Genomic DNA, 17,176 nt, shown 5'->3' with positions numbered 1-17,176 from the left:
GGATTAACATAGTAATTTATATCAATCCTAATTTAAAGTAATTATTTGTCAGCTGTTAATGACTAACTAATAACAGATTCAAGCTAAGAGGCCCTTCAAACACAAGGGGTTAGCTATCTTTTTTGCTACGGCCGTGACGCTTACGTTCACTTTCTGTTAAGAACTTTTTGCGTAAACGAATAGACTTAGGCGTTACTTCAACTAGCTCGTCATCTTCGATGAACTCAAGTGCCTGTTCAAGTGTGAATTTGATAGCGGGTGTTAGTGTTAACGCTTCGTCAGTACCACTAGCACGAACGTTTGTTAACTGCTTCGCTGTTGTTGGATTGACTACCATATCATCGCTACGAGAGTTTAAGCCGACAATCATACCTTCATATACTTCAAGCTGTGGTTCAGCAAATAACTTTCCGCGCTTTTGTAGGTTAAATAAAGCGTATCCTAGGCAAACACCGTTGGCCATAGAGACTAAAACACCATTAGTACGACCGCCCACTTCACCTATTTTTTGCGGACCATAGTGTGAAAAGCTAGAAGTCAAAATACCTGAACCTGAGGTAAGCGTCAAAAACTCTGAACGGAAACCGATAAGGCCACGAGCAGGCATTACCGCTTCAATTCGCATACGACCTTTACCATCAAGTTGCATATCGGTCATTTCGCCTTTACGCAGTCCCACTTGCTCCATAATGGCACCTTGATGCACCTCTTCAACATCAAAAATAACATTTTCATAGGGTTCTTGGAGCTTACCATCAACTTCTTTAACAATAACCTCTGGTCGAGAAACACCCAACTCGAAGCCTTCGCGACGCATATTCTCAATTAATACCGATAAATGTAGCTCTCCACGACCAGAAACTTTGAATTTCTCAGGAGAGTCTGTATCTTCAACACGTAGTGCCACGTTATGAATTAACTCACGCTCTAAACGTTCACGAATATTACGTGATGTCACAAACTTACCCTCACGACCAGCAAACGGAGAGTTATTAACTTGGAATGTCATAGAAACGGTAGGTTCATCAACCGTTAAAGGAGGTAACGCTTCAACTTTATTGGGGTCACAAATTGTGTCAGAAATATGAAGCGCATCTATACCAGTAATACATACAATATCACCAGCTTGAGCATCGTCTACTTCAATACGGTCTAAGCCATGATAGCCCATGATCTTTAAAATTCTGCCGTTGCGTGTGTTACCCTCTTTATCGATAACAGTGACTTGTGTATTCGTCTTAATTCTACCGCGCTCAATACGACCAATACCGATGACACCCACAAAACTATTGTAATCAAGGCTTGAAATTTGCATACGGAAAGGAGCATCAGGATCAACCTGCGGCGCTTCAACAACGTCAACAATAGTTTCAAAAAGCGGTGTCATATCCTCTGCAAGATCATCAGCGCTCATACCCGCAACACCATTTAAAGCCGAAGCATAAACAATAGGAAAGTCCAGCTGCTCATCAGTAGCACCTAGATTATCAAATAAATCAAAAATCTGATCCATTACCCAATCAGGACGCGAGCCAGGACGATCGATTTTGTTGATTACCAAAATTGGCTTAAGTCCTTGTTCGAATGCTTTTTGAGTAACAAAACGGGTTTGAGGCATTGGGCCATCAACAGCATCTACCACAAGCAGAACACAATCTACCATAGACATAACCCGCTCCACTTCTCCGCCGAAGTCAGCGTGACCTGGTGTGTCCACAATATTGATTCGATATTCAATATCTTTGTTAGGGTGTTGCCATTTAATAGCGGTATTTTTAGCAAGAATAGTAATACCACGTTCTTGCTCAATGGCACCAGAATCCATGGCGCGTTCTGCAACATTTGCCCGTTCATCAAACGTACCGGATTGATGCAATAACTTATCAACTAAAGTAGTTTTACCATGATCAACGTGGGCTATAATGGCGATATTGCGTAAATTTTGTATTTCGTTAGACATATTTTAAAGACTCAAAAATTTTAAATATAGTCGCAGCAATTTAACTCGGTATAAGGTAACCGTCTGCAACCCTTAGATTAAACAAGCTCATTGATTTGCAAATGCTTTAACTATAATTATTAACAGATATGGGTTAGCCAGTTTAAGGGCGTTAGTATAACATTTTAATATTACAAGTTATGCAGTTATTTGATAAATGCTATTACATAATTAGAAACAATTTAAAGGAAAATAAAAAAAGCTGCCAATTGGCAGCTTTTTTGTATAACTAAGTTTTATTCGAATGAGTATTATTGAACATTCATATCTTTAGTTTGTTCAACAGTCATAGATTTGTTACCAGTGATCACTGCATAAACACGACGGTTCATTGCACGACCTTCTTCTGTATCGTTAGGAGCGATAGGACGATCATAACCATAACCAACTGTACTTAAACGGTTAGGAGCAACACCAAACTCGCTAGTCAGCATGTTTTTAACTGCGATTGCACGAGCTTCAGATAAGCGTTGGTTATAACGTGCTGATGGACCAGTTTTTGAAGCATGACCTTCGATGCTTGCAGTTGAGTTAGGATATTCGCCCATTTTCTCTGCAACTTTAGCAATTTCTGGCTTGTATTGATCTTTGATATTTGATTTATCATTATCAAAGAATACACGCAACTCCATTTTAAGCTCATCATCAACAACAACTTCTTTCGCACAGCCATTTTCATCGACTACTACGTTAGGCTTAGTATTAGGACATTGATCAAGTTTATCAATTACGCCATCGCCATCAGAATCTTGATCAGTTTCAACAAGAATAACAGGGGTAGGTTCTACATCAACAGGGGCTGGAGCAGCAACTGCTGGGCTTAAGTGACCACCTAAAACAACTTCTAAACCAGCAAGGGCCATGCCTTCCCACCAGTTGTTATCAAAGTTATGGATAGCACGTGCTTCACCACGTAGGCTAAGTGCATCGTTAACACGATACATAGCACCCAAACCTAAGTTACCGATGGTATCAGTAGATTCTGCAACTTCCGTACCTGCTTTAACAACTTCACCTGCAGTAGTATTGTTTGAAGTTGAATCAGCTGTGTAAGATTCTTGGTTTTCAACTTTAATCTTAGATTGACCCGCACCAATTAAACCATATGGGCGTAGACGGCCATCTTGACTATTGAAGCGCTCAGAACCGATCAAGAAGTTACCCGTGATCATTTCTTGCTCAACATCAAAGCGATTTACACCTGCTTTAGCAGAATCTTCTGAAGCTTCACCGTTTGCGTCTGCAACACCGTATTCAACTTGGAACTGTGCGTTTGGTGTTAATTCAATACCTAACGCAGCACCAGTGTACAAGCCAGATTCTTTAGCAACGCCACCATTTAGGTTGCCGCGACTGCCATCACCAATCACTTGACCGTCTTTATTTTTATAAAGATCTTTACCAGTGCGAAGAATTTCACGTTGCTTATCTGCAGTATCTTCGATATCTTCAGTAACATGGTAACCAAGTAAAAGTGGGCTGACAGTAACACCAGCGTTTGCGGCCATAGGAACAGCAGCTGCAGCAATCAATGCCAAAGTAATTTTGTTAAGTTTCATAAACTTCCTCCAAAGGACGGTTTGTGTGCAATTCAATAAATAACACGCTATTTTTCTATTATTAATGTCATGAGCAATAAAAAAAGCAAAGTTATGACACTAACTTATACTATCACACATTAGCTTATCTATAATTAACAAAAGTTTCAACACTTTTTTATATACCTTAAGCTTAATAGTTGATAAGTATAAAACATTACTAAGAAAAAATACCCCTAGTAAATATTTAGGGGTTTAAATTCATAGTATTAATTATTACCGCTTAACAACTATTTATTACCGCTCACGTACAATTAATTAATATCTATATATTAGTACATATTTAATGTTAATTCTATTTATAGAAACTTATATTCACTGAAAGTAACAAAATTTGACATTAGCAAATATATACTTTTAAATGAACTGTTCAACATCACTTTAAATGAGTGTCTAACAGTATATGCTAGATATCAATTGAATGTAACTATTCCATTTAATATCTTTACCCATACTTGCTAGAACTGCTCTAATTATTTTTTATAACAGTTGATTTGATGTTTATAGAAATAGTATCTAAAAAGGCTTTTATGTATGCCTCTCATGTCTGATCGGAAATATAAGACCCTAATTAAAAAGAATAGATACTGCGATTCTAAAAATGGTTTTACCCTTGTTGAACTTATTATAACCCTATGTATTATTACGATAATTTTACTTATTGCCACGCCCTCTTTTATCAATCAGTTAAAACATTGGGAGTCTCAACAAACTCGTAAAAATATCGAAAACACAGTCAGAATTGCAAAGGCTGAAAGTCTCATTCACCACCAGAATGTCATCATGTGTCCAGCCAACAAACAATTAATATGCCACAAAGAAGCTACGGATTTATTATTGGTATTTATTGATCAGGATAAAAACAACCTTTTTGATTCAGAAACTAATAAGTTGTTATTGAGGTTATCTTTAGACCTCGATTACGGTAAAATCCATTTGAGAGCATCACAGCGCAACCATTTTAAGTTTTTCGGCGATACAGGGTTACCTCGTGGTCATTTTGGACATATCAAATACTGCCCAACCGATAAAGAGGCAAAATTCACTTATTTAGTATCATTGAACAGTCAGGGAATTACTCGATTTAAACCTAAAGAGTCCTACCCTACCGACTGCCCTTCTTAACCAATGGACCTTTCTAATAGTTAGCCTAAATACCAAACTAACTGTAAACCAATAACCGTCACTATAAGTGCTGGACATCGAGTTATTAATAACTGTTAGCCATTTGGTTTTGCTATAACGAATTACGACATACCTAACAATAAATTAAACCTTAATCACTCAACCTACATACAACCTAGCTAGATAACCGTATATTAATAACCTTGCATTGCTTTTCTCATTGCTTTTACAGCAGCTTCTAATCCCATAAAAACACTATCTGCAATCAATGCATGACCAATATTTAGCTCATGTATCCCTTCAATACAGGCAATGGCATATACATTGTCTCGTGTTAAACCATGACCTGCATTAACAAGTAAACCTTCTTTAGCCTTCAATGTGTATTGAGTTGCCTGTTTAATTCTATCAAGCTCTTTTTGTATGCTATCAGAATCCTGCTGGAGTGTGGCTTGAGCATATTGACCAGTATGAATTTCAATGGCATCTGCACCAGTCAAAATAGCCGCATCAATTTGTTTGCGCTCAGGGTCTATAAATAAAGATACATTAATATCCATTTCCTTTAATGATGCGATGAATATAGCTAAACTATCAGTCTGACTGGCAACATCTAATCCGCCTTCCGTGGTTACTTCCTGACGCTTTTCGGGCACAAGGCATACCCATTCTGGCTTTACGTCTCGGGCTATAGACAACATCTCATCTGTTACAGCCATCTCTAAATTCATTCGAGTAGACAACCTTGGTTTCATACGATAAACATCGTCATCTAAAATATGACGCCTGTCTTCTCGCAAATGCAGGGTGATACCATCAGCGCCCGCCTTTTCACAAACTATAGCCGCTTCTACAGGATCTGGATAAGCGACTCCTCGTGCTTGACGAAGGGTGGCGATATGATCAATATTTACTCCCAGTAAAGGTCTACTTATATTATCTTTGGTAATTTGAGTCATAAAAAGATGGCCTACAATATGCACTAATTATGTGGTTTTAATCTTATAGTTGGATTAGGTTGATATATTGTCAATATTTATTGATATCGATGGTACTGTTGCCATAATATTCGACTTTGTAATGGCTGATACTCGAATAAATGATCAACGATTTCACGATGAATAATTGACCAGTTTTTTAAAGTTTGTAAATGAATGCCTGTGCGCATTTCAATAATATCATGACCTGTCATTGGCTCTAATTGCATAAAGTTAGGTGTTTTCTTAACCGTCTTTGATGTTCTCATATCCTGATATGTATCTTCGTCATTTACTGGCATCCACCCACTATTTGCACTAAAGCGATACCCGAGATCTGGATCAATTGGGTTCTGCCCACTGTCTTGGTCTAAATCAACTGCAACGCCCAGCTCATTAAAAAGTGTATGTTCATAAAAACGCAAAGCCAATCTCAAGCTATTATTATCAAGCTTATGCTGTAGCTGCGTTACTACCTCACTATAGTGCGCATAGATTGAAGGAACACTATCTTCAACTGGCAGTAGCTTTAGCGTAATTTCATTGATATATAACGCTGCATATTGTTGCTGTCCCAGTAAGCGCTCATAGGAATGGGCTATGTTTACTTGCTGAAATGTTTTAAGGGGTTTTTTGCCATTTGCAAATAAATTCAAAGGTACAAATTGCGGAATGCCTTTTTTCGCAATACCATGCACAATTCCATGCTCAAGGGTTAACAAATAATAAATCGCTTGTTTATCTTTAAAGGGACGTTGATGCAAACTATAAGCATTCAGCGCTTCATTACGCATTATTATCCTACACAGCTTATGAAATTAGTTGATAAGTTGGGGCGTATCTTCATTTAGATTATAAGAGTAAAAATGAGATAAATTTTTATTAAACACGCATGCCTATCTAAAATAATAGTGAACTATCAGCTAGAAATCAGACACAGGTTAGCAAAAATCTATCCGTCTTTACCCATAAATTTAAATTACTGTGAATGAGGCGACGCCCTAGTAACCAAGACTACTCAAAGCTCTTGCATCGTCTGACCAGCCCTGTTTTACTTTGACCCATAGATTCAACATGATTTTACGCTCAAATAAAGCTTCCATATTTTCACGAGCTTCAATGCCCACTTGTTTAATTCGGCTTCCTCTATCGCCAATAATAATTGCTTTTTGGCCATCCCGCTCAACATAAATAGTGGCATCAATAAAGGTTACCGCCTTACGCTTACGTCCAGTTTTTGGATCTTTGTGCGCAGGCTCATCTTTAAACTCATCAATTTGTACCGTTAAATCATAAGGAACTTCATCACCAACCTGACGCATAATTTTTTCGCGAATAATTTCACTTGCTAAAAATCGCTCACTACGGTCTGTTATTTGTTCTGTATCATAAATCGGGGCACCTTGCGGTAAGTGAGAATAGATCACTGATTTAAGTGTATCCAAGTTCTGACTCTTTAACGCTGAGACAGGCACAATATCGGCAAATTTGAAGTTGTCATGATACTGTTCTATCAATGGCAGAATAGCCCCTTTATCTTCGAGGGTATCTGCTTTATTTATAACCAATACCACTGGCGTTTTTGTTTCGCCTATTTTTTCTAATGTCAGTAAGTCATCATCTCGCCATTGATCACTATCAACAACAAACAAAACCAAATCCACATCTACTAAAGCAGATATCGCTGCTCTATTCATACGTTCATTAATTAAACGCACTTCATTACTGTGAATGCCTGGTGTATCAACAAAAACAGCCTGCATATCATCATTTGATAATATACCATGAATACGATGACGTGTTGTTTGCGGCTTACGTGACGTAATCGATAACTTTTGACCTAAGATATGATTCATCAAAGTGGATTTACCCACATTTGGACGACCCACTATGGCAACATATCCCGCATGATAATTATCCGCGACTGTTGCGGCGCCATCAAAGAAGTCATCAACCAAATTATTCAATGAACCATTTAACGAGCTATTCACTAAATTCTCATTATTTTGATTGCTGTGTTTATTTTGATTGTTGTCTTTAGGGGTGTTTGTCATATTTATATTTATCCAGTTTTGGTATTTTAAAATTTTGGCGGTACATTAGCTATTTGGCTGACTATTAAAAAAACTGGTCAAAAAATCTGGCTATCTGAGTAACGCGTAACGCTAGGAATCTGTTTAAAAATAATGGAGATTAATGATGGCTTTACTTTTATAACCTGACTTCAATTAGAGTAGTTTAATGGTTTTGTCACTAACAAGTTTGTTGAGTTGATTAATCATTTTTTCTGCCGTTTTCTGTTCAGCTATACGGCGACTCTCCCCTGATTCTATAATTGCAGAGCTGTGAGGAACTTCTACTTGGCAGCGTACGACAAATATTTGATTGGGTGCATTGCCCTGAGTCTCGATCAAGTCGTATGAAGGTAAATCAAATTTGTAACCCTGTAGCCACTCCTGTAGTCGGCTTTTAGCATCTTTAAGTACACGCTGGTCATTCACATTACTGATAAGCTCATCAAACCAATCAAGCACACATTCTTTTGTCGTATCCATATCCTGACTGTCTAAATAGATCGCTCCAATCAAAGACTCTACCGTATCTGCAAGTATTGAAGCACGCTCTCTACCGCCACCCTTGCGCTCTCCTATACCTAGAATTAAATGGGATGATAGCCCAAGTTTTTGTGCAACCTCAACCAAAGACTCTTGGCGAACTAATGTCGCACGCATCCTTGTCAGTCGGCCTTCATTTTGATTAGGGTATTGATAATATAGGGCTTCGCCAATAATCATGCCCAACAAAGCATCGCCCAAAAACTCCAACCGTTCATAGTTGATTTTTCCATTAAAAGAGCGATGCGTTAAGGCAAGCTCAGCCAAACTGGTATCAACAAACTGATACCCAATACTACTTTGTAACCTGCTTAACCCTTGTTGAAAATTGGTATAGCGCTGCTTAGGAGGATACACGTCGTTTTTTTGCCTCTTTAGTTTAATGTCTTCTACTCTCTTCATTTTATTATTTGGCGGCATTTTCTGCTGTTATATTACCTTCAAATCGATTAACAATATCAACATTACCAAACAAATTATTAACCACATTATAGTTTTTATAAACCTTCAGCCTGCCTGGAGAATTATCCGTAAACTCAATAACTTCTTCAGGGTTTATATCATAATAAGCATTGATAGACAGCTGCTGATCTAAGCTTCTCATAAATTGTTGAGCGGAGTCTTGATTGGCATTAGCAATACTAAGTTCATGGGCAATTAACTGTGATAAGTGACGGTCGCTTATTTGAGCGGGAATAATAGCAATGCCAATTTTTATAAAAACACCAATTACTAAAATAAAAAACATAACACCCGTGACACTAGCGCCATGTTGCGAATATGAAACGCTATGGGGTAAAAACGGGCTCAACCTTGTCATTTTTGGCATGATAACCTTCCAGACATAATAACTTTAAGTAATAACCATAAATAATAACCGCCTAAAATGCACCTAAAATCCATTAAAAGCTTAAACCACTCTAAATAATAGAAACAAAGCGTTTATCAAGTGAAAAGATAACCTTGAGGCATAAGTCCATTACCTCGAAAACACCCGCCATCTCTAATCATAAGTTTCGAATCATTGGTAAGAATATCAGGGACAAATATAAATTGGTATTGACTAGTTACTATTAGGGTCAGATAGTTGCTACATCCACATCTATACAGTTTAATCTATATTTCGATTGTATGAAAAGGACGGTAAATTCTTAAGTCCTGGTTGTTTATGCATCCAAACATAAAATGCTTTACCCGCTAGATATTCATCAGAGACAAAGCCCCAATAGCGACTGTCTTTACTACGATCCGTGTTATCACCCATGGCAAAATAAGCATCGTCAGGTACAGTCACACTCCAGTTATCCTCGCCTGACAGCTGTTTATCAAATAGCATTGAGTAGTCACTCATACGTAAGCTTGGGTTCAAATGACGGCGTAGGTAGGTGTGTTTACCCAACTGCTCTTCATAATATCTAGCACCACTTTCCTCATTACGGGCGGTGAGAGCGGCATCCTCAGGCGACAACCGCCATTCCCTATTTGGGTTAGGGTCTTTAACTGGGGTATACATATGTTCTGTCATCGTTTCATCAGCAATAAAATTTGCTCGCTCCGTTGGCACTAACTGTCCATTAATGGACAATTTGCCGCTCTCATAGCTAACCGTGTCACCTGGCAGACCAATAATACGCTTAATGTAATAAATTTTTGGCTCAACTGGATATCGAAACACTGCCACATCCCCACGTTCAGGGCTTCCAGTGTCAATTACTTTATCATACGTCAATGGGAGTCTAATGCCGTAAGCGTACTTATTAACAGCGACAAAATCGCCTGTATATAAAGCAGGTACCATAGATGATGAGGGAATATTAAATGGTTCAATGATAAACGAGCGCACAATTAAAACTACCGCTAGCACTGGAAAATAGTCATGTGCCCAGCGAATTAAAAAGTGTGCTTGCGAAGACTGTGGCTGATGTACGGTAGTTGCTATATTAGCTTGACGTTTGGCTTCACGATATTCACGTTCTGCCTGTTTGACAGGCATTGGCGCCTCATCAGTCTCAATCGACTCCAAATCTTCATTACTTGAGATATCTAACATATTGTGCTGAGACAGTGACTCAATATAAGCGATTTTTTTTGTCGCTAAATAATCTTGAGCAGCCTGTATTTCTTTAGAACTACCTGATTTAGCTCGCTTATATTGTTTCAGCCATAATTTATCAAGTAGCCATACCAATCCAAGTAATAACGTTACTGGTACTAAAATTATATTAAAATCAAAATCCATACAACTGCCCTAGTCATCTAAAATAGCACGTTATTCAATCTATTATTTATTCTGGTTAGCAGAATAATGAAGTATTTAACGTTTGAATATACCCTAACGTAACTTAATTCAACACCCATTGATTATAGATGCGTAAATATAAGGTGCATAAATATGATATCCGTTAGTGTAGGTCGAATAACTTGAGATTCAATAAAACACAACTTTCAACTCAGATTAAACCCATATCCTTCGCTAAATATATAGTCAAAGAAGTCTAAAATGGTTACAATGCAACCGAGTGCAAGTACTACTGGAGTAGGCTTAACGAGGTTAACGCCGTAACCGTTTAGTAGTTCGCTGACTATACATCAAATCAATATACATTAAAAAAGGTATCTTGTATAAAAAGATACCTTCACAAGTGAGCGAGGTAAACATTAAAGAGTTACTGATTGTCTACTTTTAAAACCGCTAAAAATGCCTCTTGAGGTATTTCCACGCTACCCACTTGCTTCATACGTTTCTTACCTTCTTTTTGCTTAGATAATAGCTTTTTCTTACGCGATACATCGCCACCATAACATTTAGCAAGCACATCTTTACGCATCGCTTTAACGGTACTTCGAGCAATAATCTGACTACCAATTGCCGCTTGAATAGCGACATCAAACATTTGACGGGGTATAAGCTCCTTCATTTTTTCAACCAATTGCCCACCACGATATCGGGCTTGGTCTTGATGGCAGATCATTGCCAACGCATCTACTTTATCGCCATTAATTAGAACATCCACTTTTACAAGTTTATCAACTTCATAGCGATCAAACTCATAATCTAATGAGGCAAAGCCACGCGACACTGATTTTAAACGATCAAAGAAGTCCATTACCACTTCGCCTAAGGGAATATCGAACACAAGCTGCACCTGCTTTCCTAAGAAACGCATGTCAACCTGTGTTCCACGTCGCTCCATGCAAAGTGTCATTACGTTTCCGAGATAATCTTGTGGTACTAGAATGTGACAACGCGCAATCGGTTCACGAAACTCTTCAACAAACCCTGGGTCAGGCAATTTAGAGGGGTTATCAACTAATAACACTTCACCATTTTTACGCTTAATTTCATAAATCACAGAGGGTGCAGTAGTAATCAAATCAAGATCGTACTCTCTCTCTAGGCGTTCTTGGATGATCTCCATATGTAACATGCCCAAGAAGCCGCAACGGAAACCAAAACCTAATGCATCAGAAGTATCTGGCTCAAAGAACAGGGCTGAATCATTAATCTGTAATTTTTGCAGCGCTTCTCGAAACTTTTCAAAATCACTCGAATCAACTGGAAATAAACCAGCATACACCTGAGGTGTAATTTGCTTAAACCCAGGAATTAAGTCGACATCTGGTGTCTTAGCATGGGTAATCGTATCACCTACTGGCGCCCCATGAATATCTTTAATACCCGCAATAATAAACCCAACTTCCCCTGCCTCAAGCTTACCCGTTTCCAATGGCTTCGGCGTAAACACACCAATAGAGGTTACTAGATGCGAGTCCATGGTTGATTTAAGTAGTATTTTATCGCCTATACTTAGACTGCCTTGGCGAACTCTTACCAAGGAAACTACGCCTAAATAGTTATCAAACCATGAGTCGATAATCAATGCCTGCAATGGTGCTTCCCGATCACCCGTGGGAGCGGGAATTCGCTCTACAAGGGCAACTAATAGTTCATCGACACCTAGACCCGATTTAGCAGAAACCCGAGGCGCATCCATGGCTTCTATACCAATAATATCTTCAATTTCTTGAATAACCCGCTCTGGCTCAACCTGTGGTAAGTCAATTTTATTTAGCACAGGCAATACTTCAAGACCTAAGTCAACTGCGGTATAGCAGTTAGCGACAGACTGTGCTTCAACCCCTTGTGCGGCATCTACTACCAGAAGCGCCCCTTCACAAGCAGCAAGAGAACGTGACACCTCGTAGGAGAAATCCACATGGCCTGGTGTATCAATAAAATTTAGCTGATAACGCTCTCCATTAGGATGATCATAATATAACGTTACAGACTGAGCTTTAATCGTAATCCCACGCTCACGTTCAATATCCATTGAGTCGAGCACCTGCGCCTGCATCTCACGATCTTGTAAGGCACCACACGTTTGAATAAAGCGATCAGCCAAGGTTGATTTGCCATGATCAATGTGGGCGATGATTGAAAAGTTTCTAATATTTGCTAATGCAGTCACGTCTTGCGGCTACCTACGTTATTAAGAGTTATTGAGCTCGTTATTTTAAAAACCCATTATTTTAAAATAGAGTTCGTTAAGAAAGCGATAATTATAACCGAGTATTCTAACAGCTTTCTGCCAGCTTGTAAGTGGAAGATATAAATGCATAGCGATAGAGACAAAAACAATTATCTAACATCTGATGGCAGATATTTCGACATCCAAGGCGAGCGCCCATAAAAAGAGCCATTAAGCTGAGTCTGCTCAATAAGGTATTCACGAAATTTACCATAGAACTCATTATCAGGACATCTAGGACTCTGCCAAAACTCATTAAGCGGCTTAGGATCGGCAAGTTGCGGGATATTATAAATAGCCCTACCCATGACTTTGGTAGGTTTTTTATGATAAATAGACTGTAAACCAGTTGTGCTATTAATGGTTATCATCCCAATACTATGTTTGATTAAAGTGGGTAGATGCATATCACAGCCATAAAACACTCGACCCTCTACATCAAAATTCTCAGCCAATTGAGCAATCAAGATTTTATAGTCACGATGACCTCTATCTAAAGGATGATGCTTAAAAACCAAACGATGCTCAACATTAGCATGAACCGAGAAGCTTGCAATAACCTCTTCAATAAATTGAATCACATCGGCATAGGAACTATGGTGAGTAATCTGTGAATCATTATGAACTTGCAAACTGACTAAAAAATATTGTTCATCATACTCATTGGCCAATTGATATTGCAGCCGTTTGTCTATGGAATAACTTTTATACTTACGCCATGGGGCTCTAAGCCATGCCGTAGCTTCTTGCCAAGCGGTCATGCCTCGGTAATGCTTATAGTTTGGATACTTATGACGTAACATTCGTGTCATAACGTAGTAAATAACAGCGGCAAAGCATAAGCGATAGAAACGATTATGGGTATATTGGGGCTTATCATTCGCTTTTGGAAGAGATTGAATATTTTGAAGATCCAAACGCGAGTATCCATTAATTCCATACTCTTGTAAGGTTATATAGTCTGGTCTCAAATAACCCTCTTCGAATACAAAGAATGAGATACCTAAATTTTGACATAACTTTGCGGCAATTTGATGGTGGGGTCGACAATCCCCAAAACACACCACAGCATCAATTCGATTGCTATTTAAATAGTCTTTCAGCCAAGGTAAAAATTCACTCAAATTACCCGTATAATCGGTTGCATTAGGGTGCTTATAAAAGAAATCATCGCCAGCGGTAAAATTAACCTTATTGACCTGAATATTAAATGTCTTCAAAAAACCTGCAAAACGACTAAAAAAACTGCCCATTTTTCCTTGCAGTAACAATACACGTCTATGTGTCAATAAATGCTGCATTGATGCTGTCATAATGGAATACCTAATGGCTATAAATATAAAGCGGACATAAATTCAAAAAATAGCCTTAACATTGACTTCAGTCTGCTCACTAAGGCAACTTAACTGATTAATCCAGCAAATACTTAGACTACACTCGTCACTTGTTTTCTAAAAAAATAATGATTGGCTATTTTAGCAGTTTAATAGATTTTGTTTACCCAAAGCTTCGTCATAACCTACAGGCCGCGACATAGTATAAAATATTTTGATTTATCAAGTGGCTGAAGAAGTAACGTCTGCATATCCATACCTAGTCTAAGAAATCTAATGTAAAGAAAATAATCAAAGAAAATAATCAAAGAAAAATAAATACTAAACCACTTAACTCTAACATTAAGAATAATAACTGTGACCAGAGTAAGACACTAAAAACTTGATCCAAACGGACTCATTTCTTAGAAAACTTCTGTAATACATTATGGCGTATTTTCATGAATTTTGTTTTTGCTAGTCTAATCGTATTTTCATAACCCATTGCAACTGCATTCAGATCTGTAAATATTTCTCTAAAAGCATCAGGACCAATTATATTTATTTGACTTTCCTTTTTGTCAGAGTTTAGCTGAACGAATGGTTTTATATAGCCTGTTGGATTAGGTATGCCTTTAGCGTTACTGTATAAGTAATCAATGACCTGCTCAACTTGAGCCAACCCATAACCGCCCGGTAAACGATACATGGGGTAGCAGATTAGCGTGCAATAGATAAGCTGCTCTATTGATAGACCAAATTGCTCTTTGGGTAAACCGTCAACCTGAGTTTCTAAGAACTCATAGCGCTTTTGTTGACGCCTTTTTAAAAACTCTAATTTTGGTCGTACAGAGGTATCCATATCGTTAGTGAGCCCCCAACCTGCATAAAATGGCAAGCCGTAACAGGACACTTTCTTATGTCGCAGTAGTGCTTCAAACCCAGTTAGTGAGCTTATCGTATGGACTTCATCAACCACCTCTAGGCAATCTGGCATTGCAACATCACGAACCACATCATCAACAAGCTCGAGCGTTTTGCTACTTACCCCACCTGCTCTAAGCCCTGCTTCAACATCAGGATGTGGTTTGAAGATTATATAGGCTTCAGGGTTATCAAGACGAACCCGTTCGATGAGTGCGCTATTGGTTCTTATCAAAGAACCACAATATTGCACTGATAAATCATCTTCAACCTGTCCTACGACTAGAATAATTGGAGAGGCATTATCCTGTAGCTCTGTAGGAATCTTTATTTTGGCAGGTTGCCCGACATGGTATTTACTGACACGCTCAATCAATAACTTTTCATGTAACGCACGCACTCGTTCTAGCTGCAGTTGATTTAACTCAGGGCAGGTAGCAATTAGACATTCTAGATCCGATGCTTGTGTTGCATCATAGTAAATACCCAAATCATCTATAACCACAGATAAGGGTTCTAATAAAGTGGCTCCCAGTCCATTCGAACGGATAAATCCATCTTCCATGCACCAAATATTTGGAAGATTTGCTGCTGATTTAGGTAATTTTTGAATGTTGCGTTCTATTTTCTGTCTGGTCGCTAATCCCCAAACCAAAATATCATGAGTAAGATCAACTTTGATAAGATTGGTTCGCTGAAAAAGTGGAAATCTGGGCTTGGGCTTTAGCTGAATACTTGCATTATCACAACTATAAATAAGGTGTAAAAAATGAGTTACAAAGGGGGTTTTCCAGCGACTAAATTGATAAACAGTCATTTTGGAAGGCAGTCTTAGATACCAATAACGGTTGGTACTTAGCCATTCAATCACTTGTTCTAATTGACAGGACTGACCACTTGCAGGATCAGCATAACGACTATAGTCAATGTAAGCGGCGTAAAAAACTGGTAATACGCTTGCTTCTACTATTGAAGATTTGTGATTAGATTTTTTATCATGTTTATTGCTTATTACAGAGCTACTTTGCTTAATCTCACTTGATTTAAACAGACATTCACGACGTTTTATGACTCTTTTAAGCAGCTTTTTAGGGGCATACTTATCATCAGTCAAGCCCCACCCTGAATACCATGATACTCCAAAACAGTGCACCGTTTTATTAAGCAGTAAGGCTTCAAAGCCCATATGCGAGCTAACCGTGTAGACATGGTCAACTTGTTTAATAAGGCTAATAGGGTTCACAGCAGATTGCAGAATATGAATACGTTTTTGATCAAATATGCTAAATTTTTTCAGAATTTTAGGATCGTTTAAATAGCCCAACTTACTCGCCGGATGTGCCTTAATCCAGATATGTGACCTAGGGTGGTTTTTAAGCGCCCTATTAAGCATTGCTTGAAACTGTGAGTTGCCCGCCCCTGCCCCTTTAATCGAGGCATCACCTTTAACTTGATCTACCACTAAAACATGATTAAAAGTGCATTTTCTTTGATAAGACTCTTTTAACAAATCTGACAAGTTAGGGCATTTTAGGACTGAGTTATACTTTGAAAGACGATAGTCAATAATCTGATTTATCGCTCGTTCAGCACGCTCCTGATGCCCCTTATTCCAGTCCAGAAGTCGGCTTACGATGTCATGTTCAAGCTTCGATGGTTCAAACGAATCAAAATATATTCCTACATCATCTATGACAATACTACAACCGTAACGACTTTGAATACCCGAAGTAATCGATCTTAAAAAGCCATCTTCCACACTTAGCACAGGACGATTTAACTTGTTTGCTAGTTTTTTTGCACGGCTAAAGCTTTTCTTTTTCCCCCAGCCTGCAAACTCACTAGGCAGTTGTGGTAAATATGTCTCAGTCAAGGCACTTTTATAGTGTGTAAATTTGTTGTGCTTGATTACCCTGTACCAAGGATACCAGCGTTTCACTGGTTTATTTAATAAGGCAGGTAACAATATATTGTTACGCAGCATGCCATTACCGAGCACTGCAGTATAAGCCTTTTTTCTGCCATATATTGATGTTAAGCGTTTAGAATTTAGACAGCTGCGATGTCGGTTCAAATGGATTTATCCTTCTCACTAT

The 17,176-nt window shown here is 38.4% G+C and carries 12 protein-coding genes; 1 reads left to right on the top strand and 11 read right to left on the bottom strand.

The genetic code is table 11. The annotated features are described in order from the left end of the window. Positions 1-109: 109 nt before the first annotated feature. Complete coding sequence (typA, locus tag AC2SLL_RS07045; protein WP_486530978.1) at positions 110-1,960, bottom strand: translational GTPase TypA; 1,851 nt, start codon at positions 1,958-1,960, stop codon at positions 110-112. 290 nt (positions 1,961-2,250) lie between these two features. Continuing rightward, positions 2,251-3,558 (bottom strand): OmpA family protein, encoded by a 1,308-nt coding sequence (locus AC2SLL_RS07040; protein WP_486530977.1) that lies wholly within the window; start codon positions 3,556-3,558, stop codon positions 2,251-2,253. 573 nt (positions 3,559-4,131) lie between these two features. Here AC2SLL_RS07040 and AC2SLL_RS07035 point away from each other — a divergent pair. Next, entirely contained in the window at positions 4,132-4,722 is a 591-nt protein-coding gene (locus AC2SLL_RS07035; protein ID WP_486530976.1) for a GspH/FimT family pseudopilin, read from the top strand. Between the two features lie 194 nt (positions 4,723-4,916). Here the strand turns inward: AC2SLL_RS07035 and pdxJ are convergent, their stop codons facing one another. The 9 genes from pdxJ to AC2SLL_RS06990 all read right to left on the bottom strand — a co-directional run bounded on the left by pdxJ (position 4,917) and on the right by AC2SLL_RS06990 (position 17,154). After that, positions 4,917-5,681, bottom strand: a complete 765-nt coding sequence (gene pdxJ / locus AC2SLL_RS07030; protein ID WP_486530975.1) for a pyridoxine 5'-phosphate synthase — start codon at positions 5,679-5,681, stop codon at positions 4,917-4,919. Positions 5,682-5,758: 77 nt separating this feature from the next. Further along, positions 5,759-6,493 carry a DNA repair protein RecO gene (gene recO, locus AC2SLL_RS07025; RefSeq protein ID WP_486530974.1) on the bottom strand — a complete coding sequence of 245 codons (735 nt, stop codon included), beginning with the start codon at positions 6,491-6,493 and terminating at the stop codon, positions 5,759-5,761. Positions 6,494-6,700: 207 nt separating this feature from the next. Beyond that, on the bottom strand, positions 6,701-7,753 hold the full coding sequence (gene era / locus AC2SLL_RS07020; RefSeq protein WP_486530973.1) for a GTPase Era: 1,053 nt from the start codon (positions 7,751-7,753) through the stop codon (positions 6,701-6,703). Between the two features lie 174 nt (positions 7,754-7,927). Then, positions 7,928-8,716, bottom strand: a complete 789-nt coding sequence (gene rnc, locus AC2SLL_RS07015; RefSeq protein WP_486531104.1) for a ribonuclease III — start codon at positions 8,714-8,716, stop codon at positions 7,928-7,930. A gap of 4 nt (positions 8,717-8,720) precedes the next feature. Continuing rightward, on the bottom strand, positions 8,721-9,143 hold the full coding sequence (locus AC2SLL_RS07010) for a DUF4845 domain-containing protein (protein ID WP_486530972.1): 423 nt from the start codon (positions 9,141-9,143) through the stop codon (positions 8,721-8,723). 282 nt (positions 9,144-9,425) lie between these two features. Then, the gene (gene lepB, locus AC2SLL_RS07005; RefSeq protein WP_486530971.1) at positions 9,426-10,553 is read right to left on the bottom strand and encodes a signal peptidase I; all 1,128 of its coding nucleotides are present in this window, start codon (positions 10,551-10,553) and stop codon (positions 9,426-9,428) included. 427 nt (positions 10,554-10,980) lie between these two features. Next, entirely contained in the window at positions 10,981-12,783 is a 1,803-nt protein-coding gene (lepA, locus tag AC2SLL_RS07000; RefSeq protein ID WP_486530970.1) for a translation elongation factor 4, read from the bottom strand. Positions 12,784-12,953: 170 nt separating this feature from the next. After that, on the bottom strand, positions 12,954-14,156 hold the full coding sequence (locus AC2SLL_RS06995; RefSeq protein WP_486530969.1) for a capsule biosynthesis protein: 1,203 nt from the start codon (positions 14,154-14,156) through the stop codon (positions 12,954-12,956). 418 nt (positions 14,157-14,574) lie between these two features. Continuing rightward, positions 14,575-17,154, bottom strand: a complete 2,580-nt coding sequence (locus AC2SLL_RS06990) for a capsular polysaccharide biosynthesis protein (protein WP_486530968.1) — start codon at positions 17,152-17,154, stop codon at positions 14,575-14,577. Between the last annotated feature and the right edge of the window lie 22 nt (positions 17,155-17,176).

Source organism: Psychrobacter sp. CX97 (genome assembly GCF_057396285.1).
This window is presented reverse-complemented; position numbering and strand designations above follow the sequence as displayed.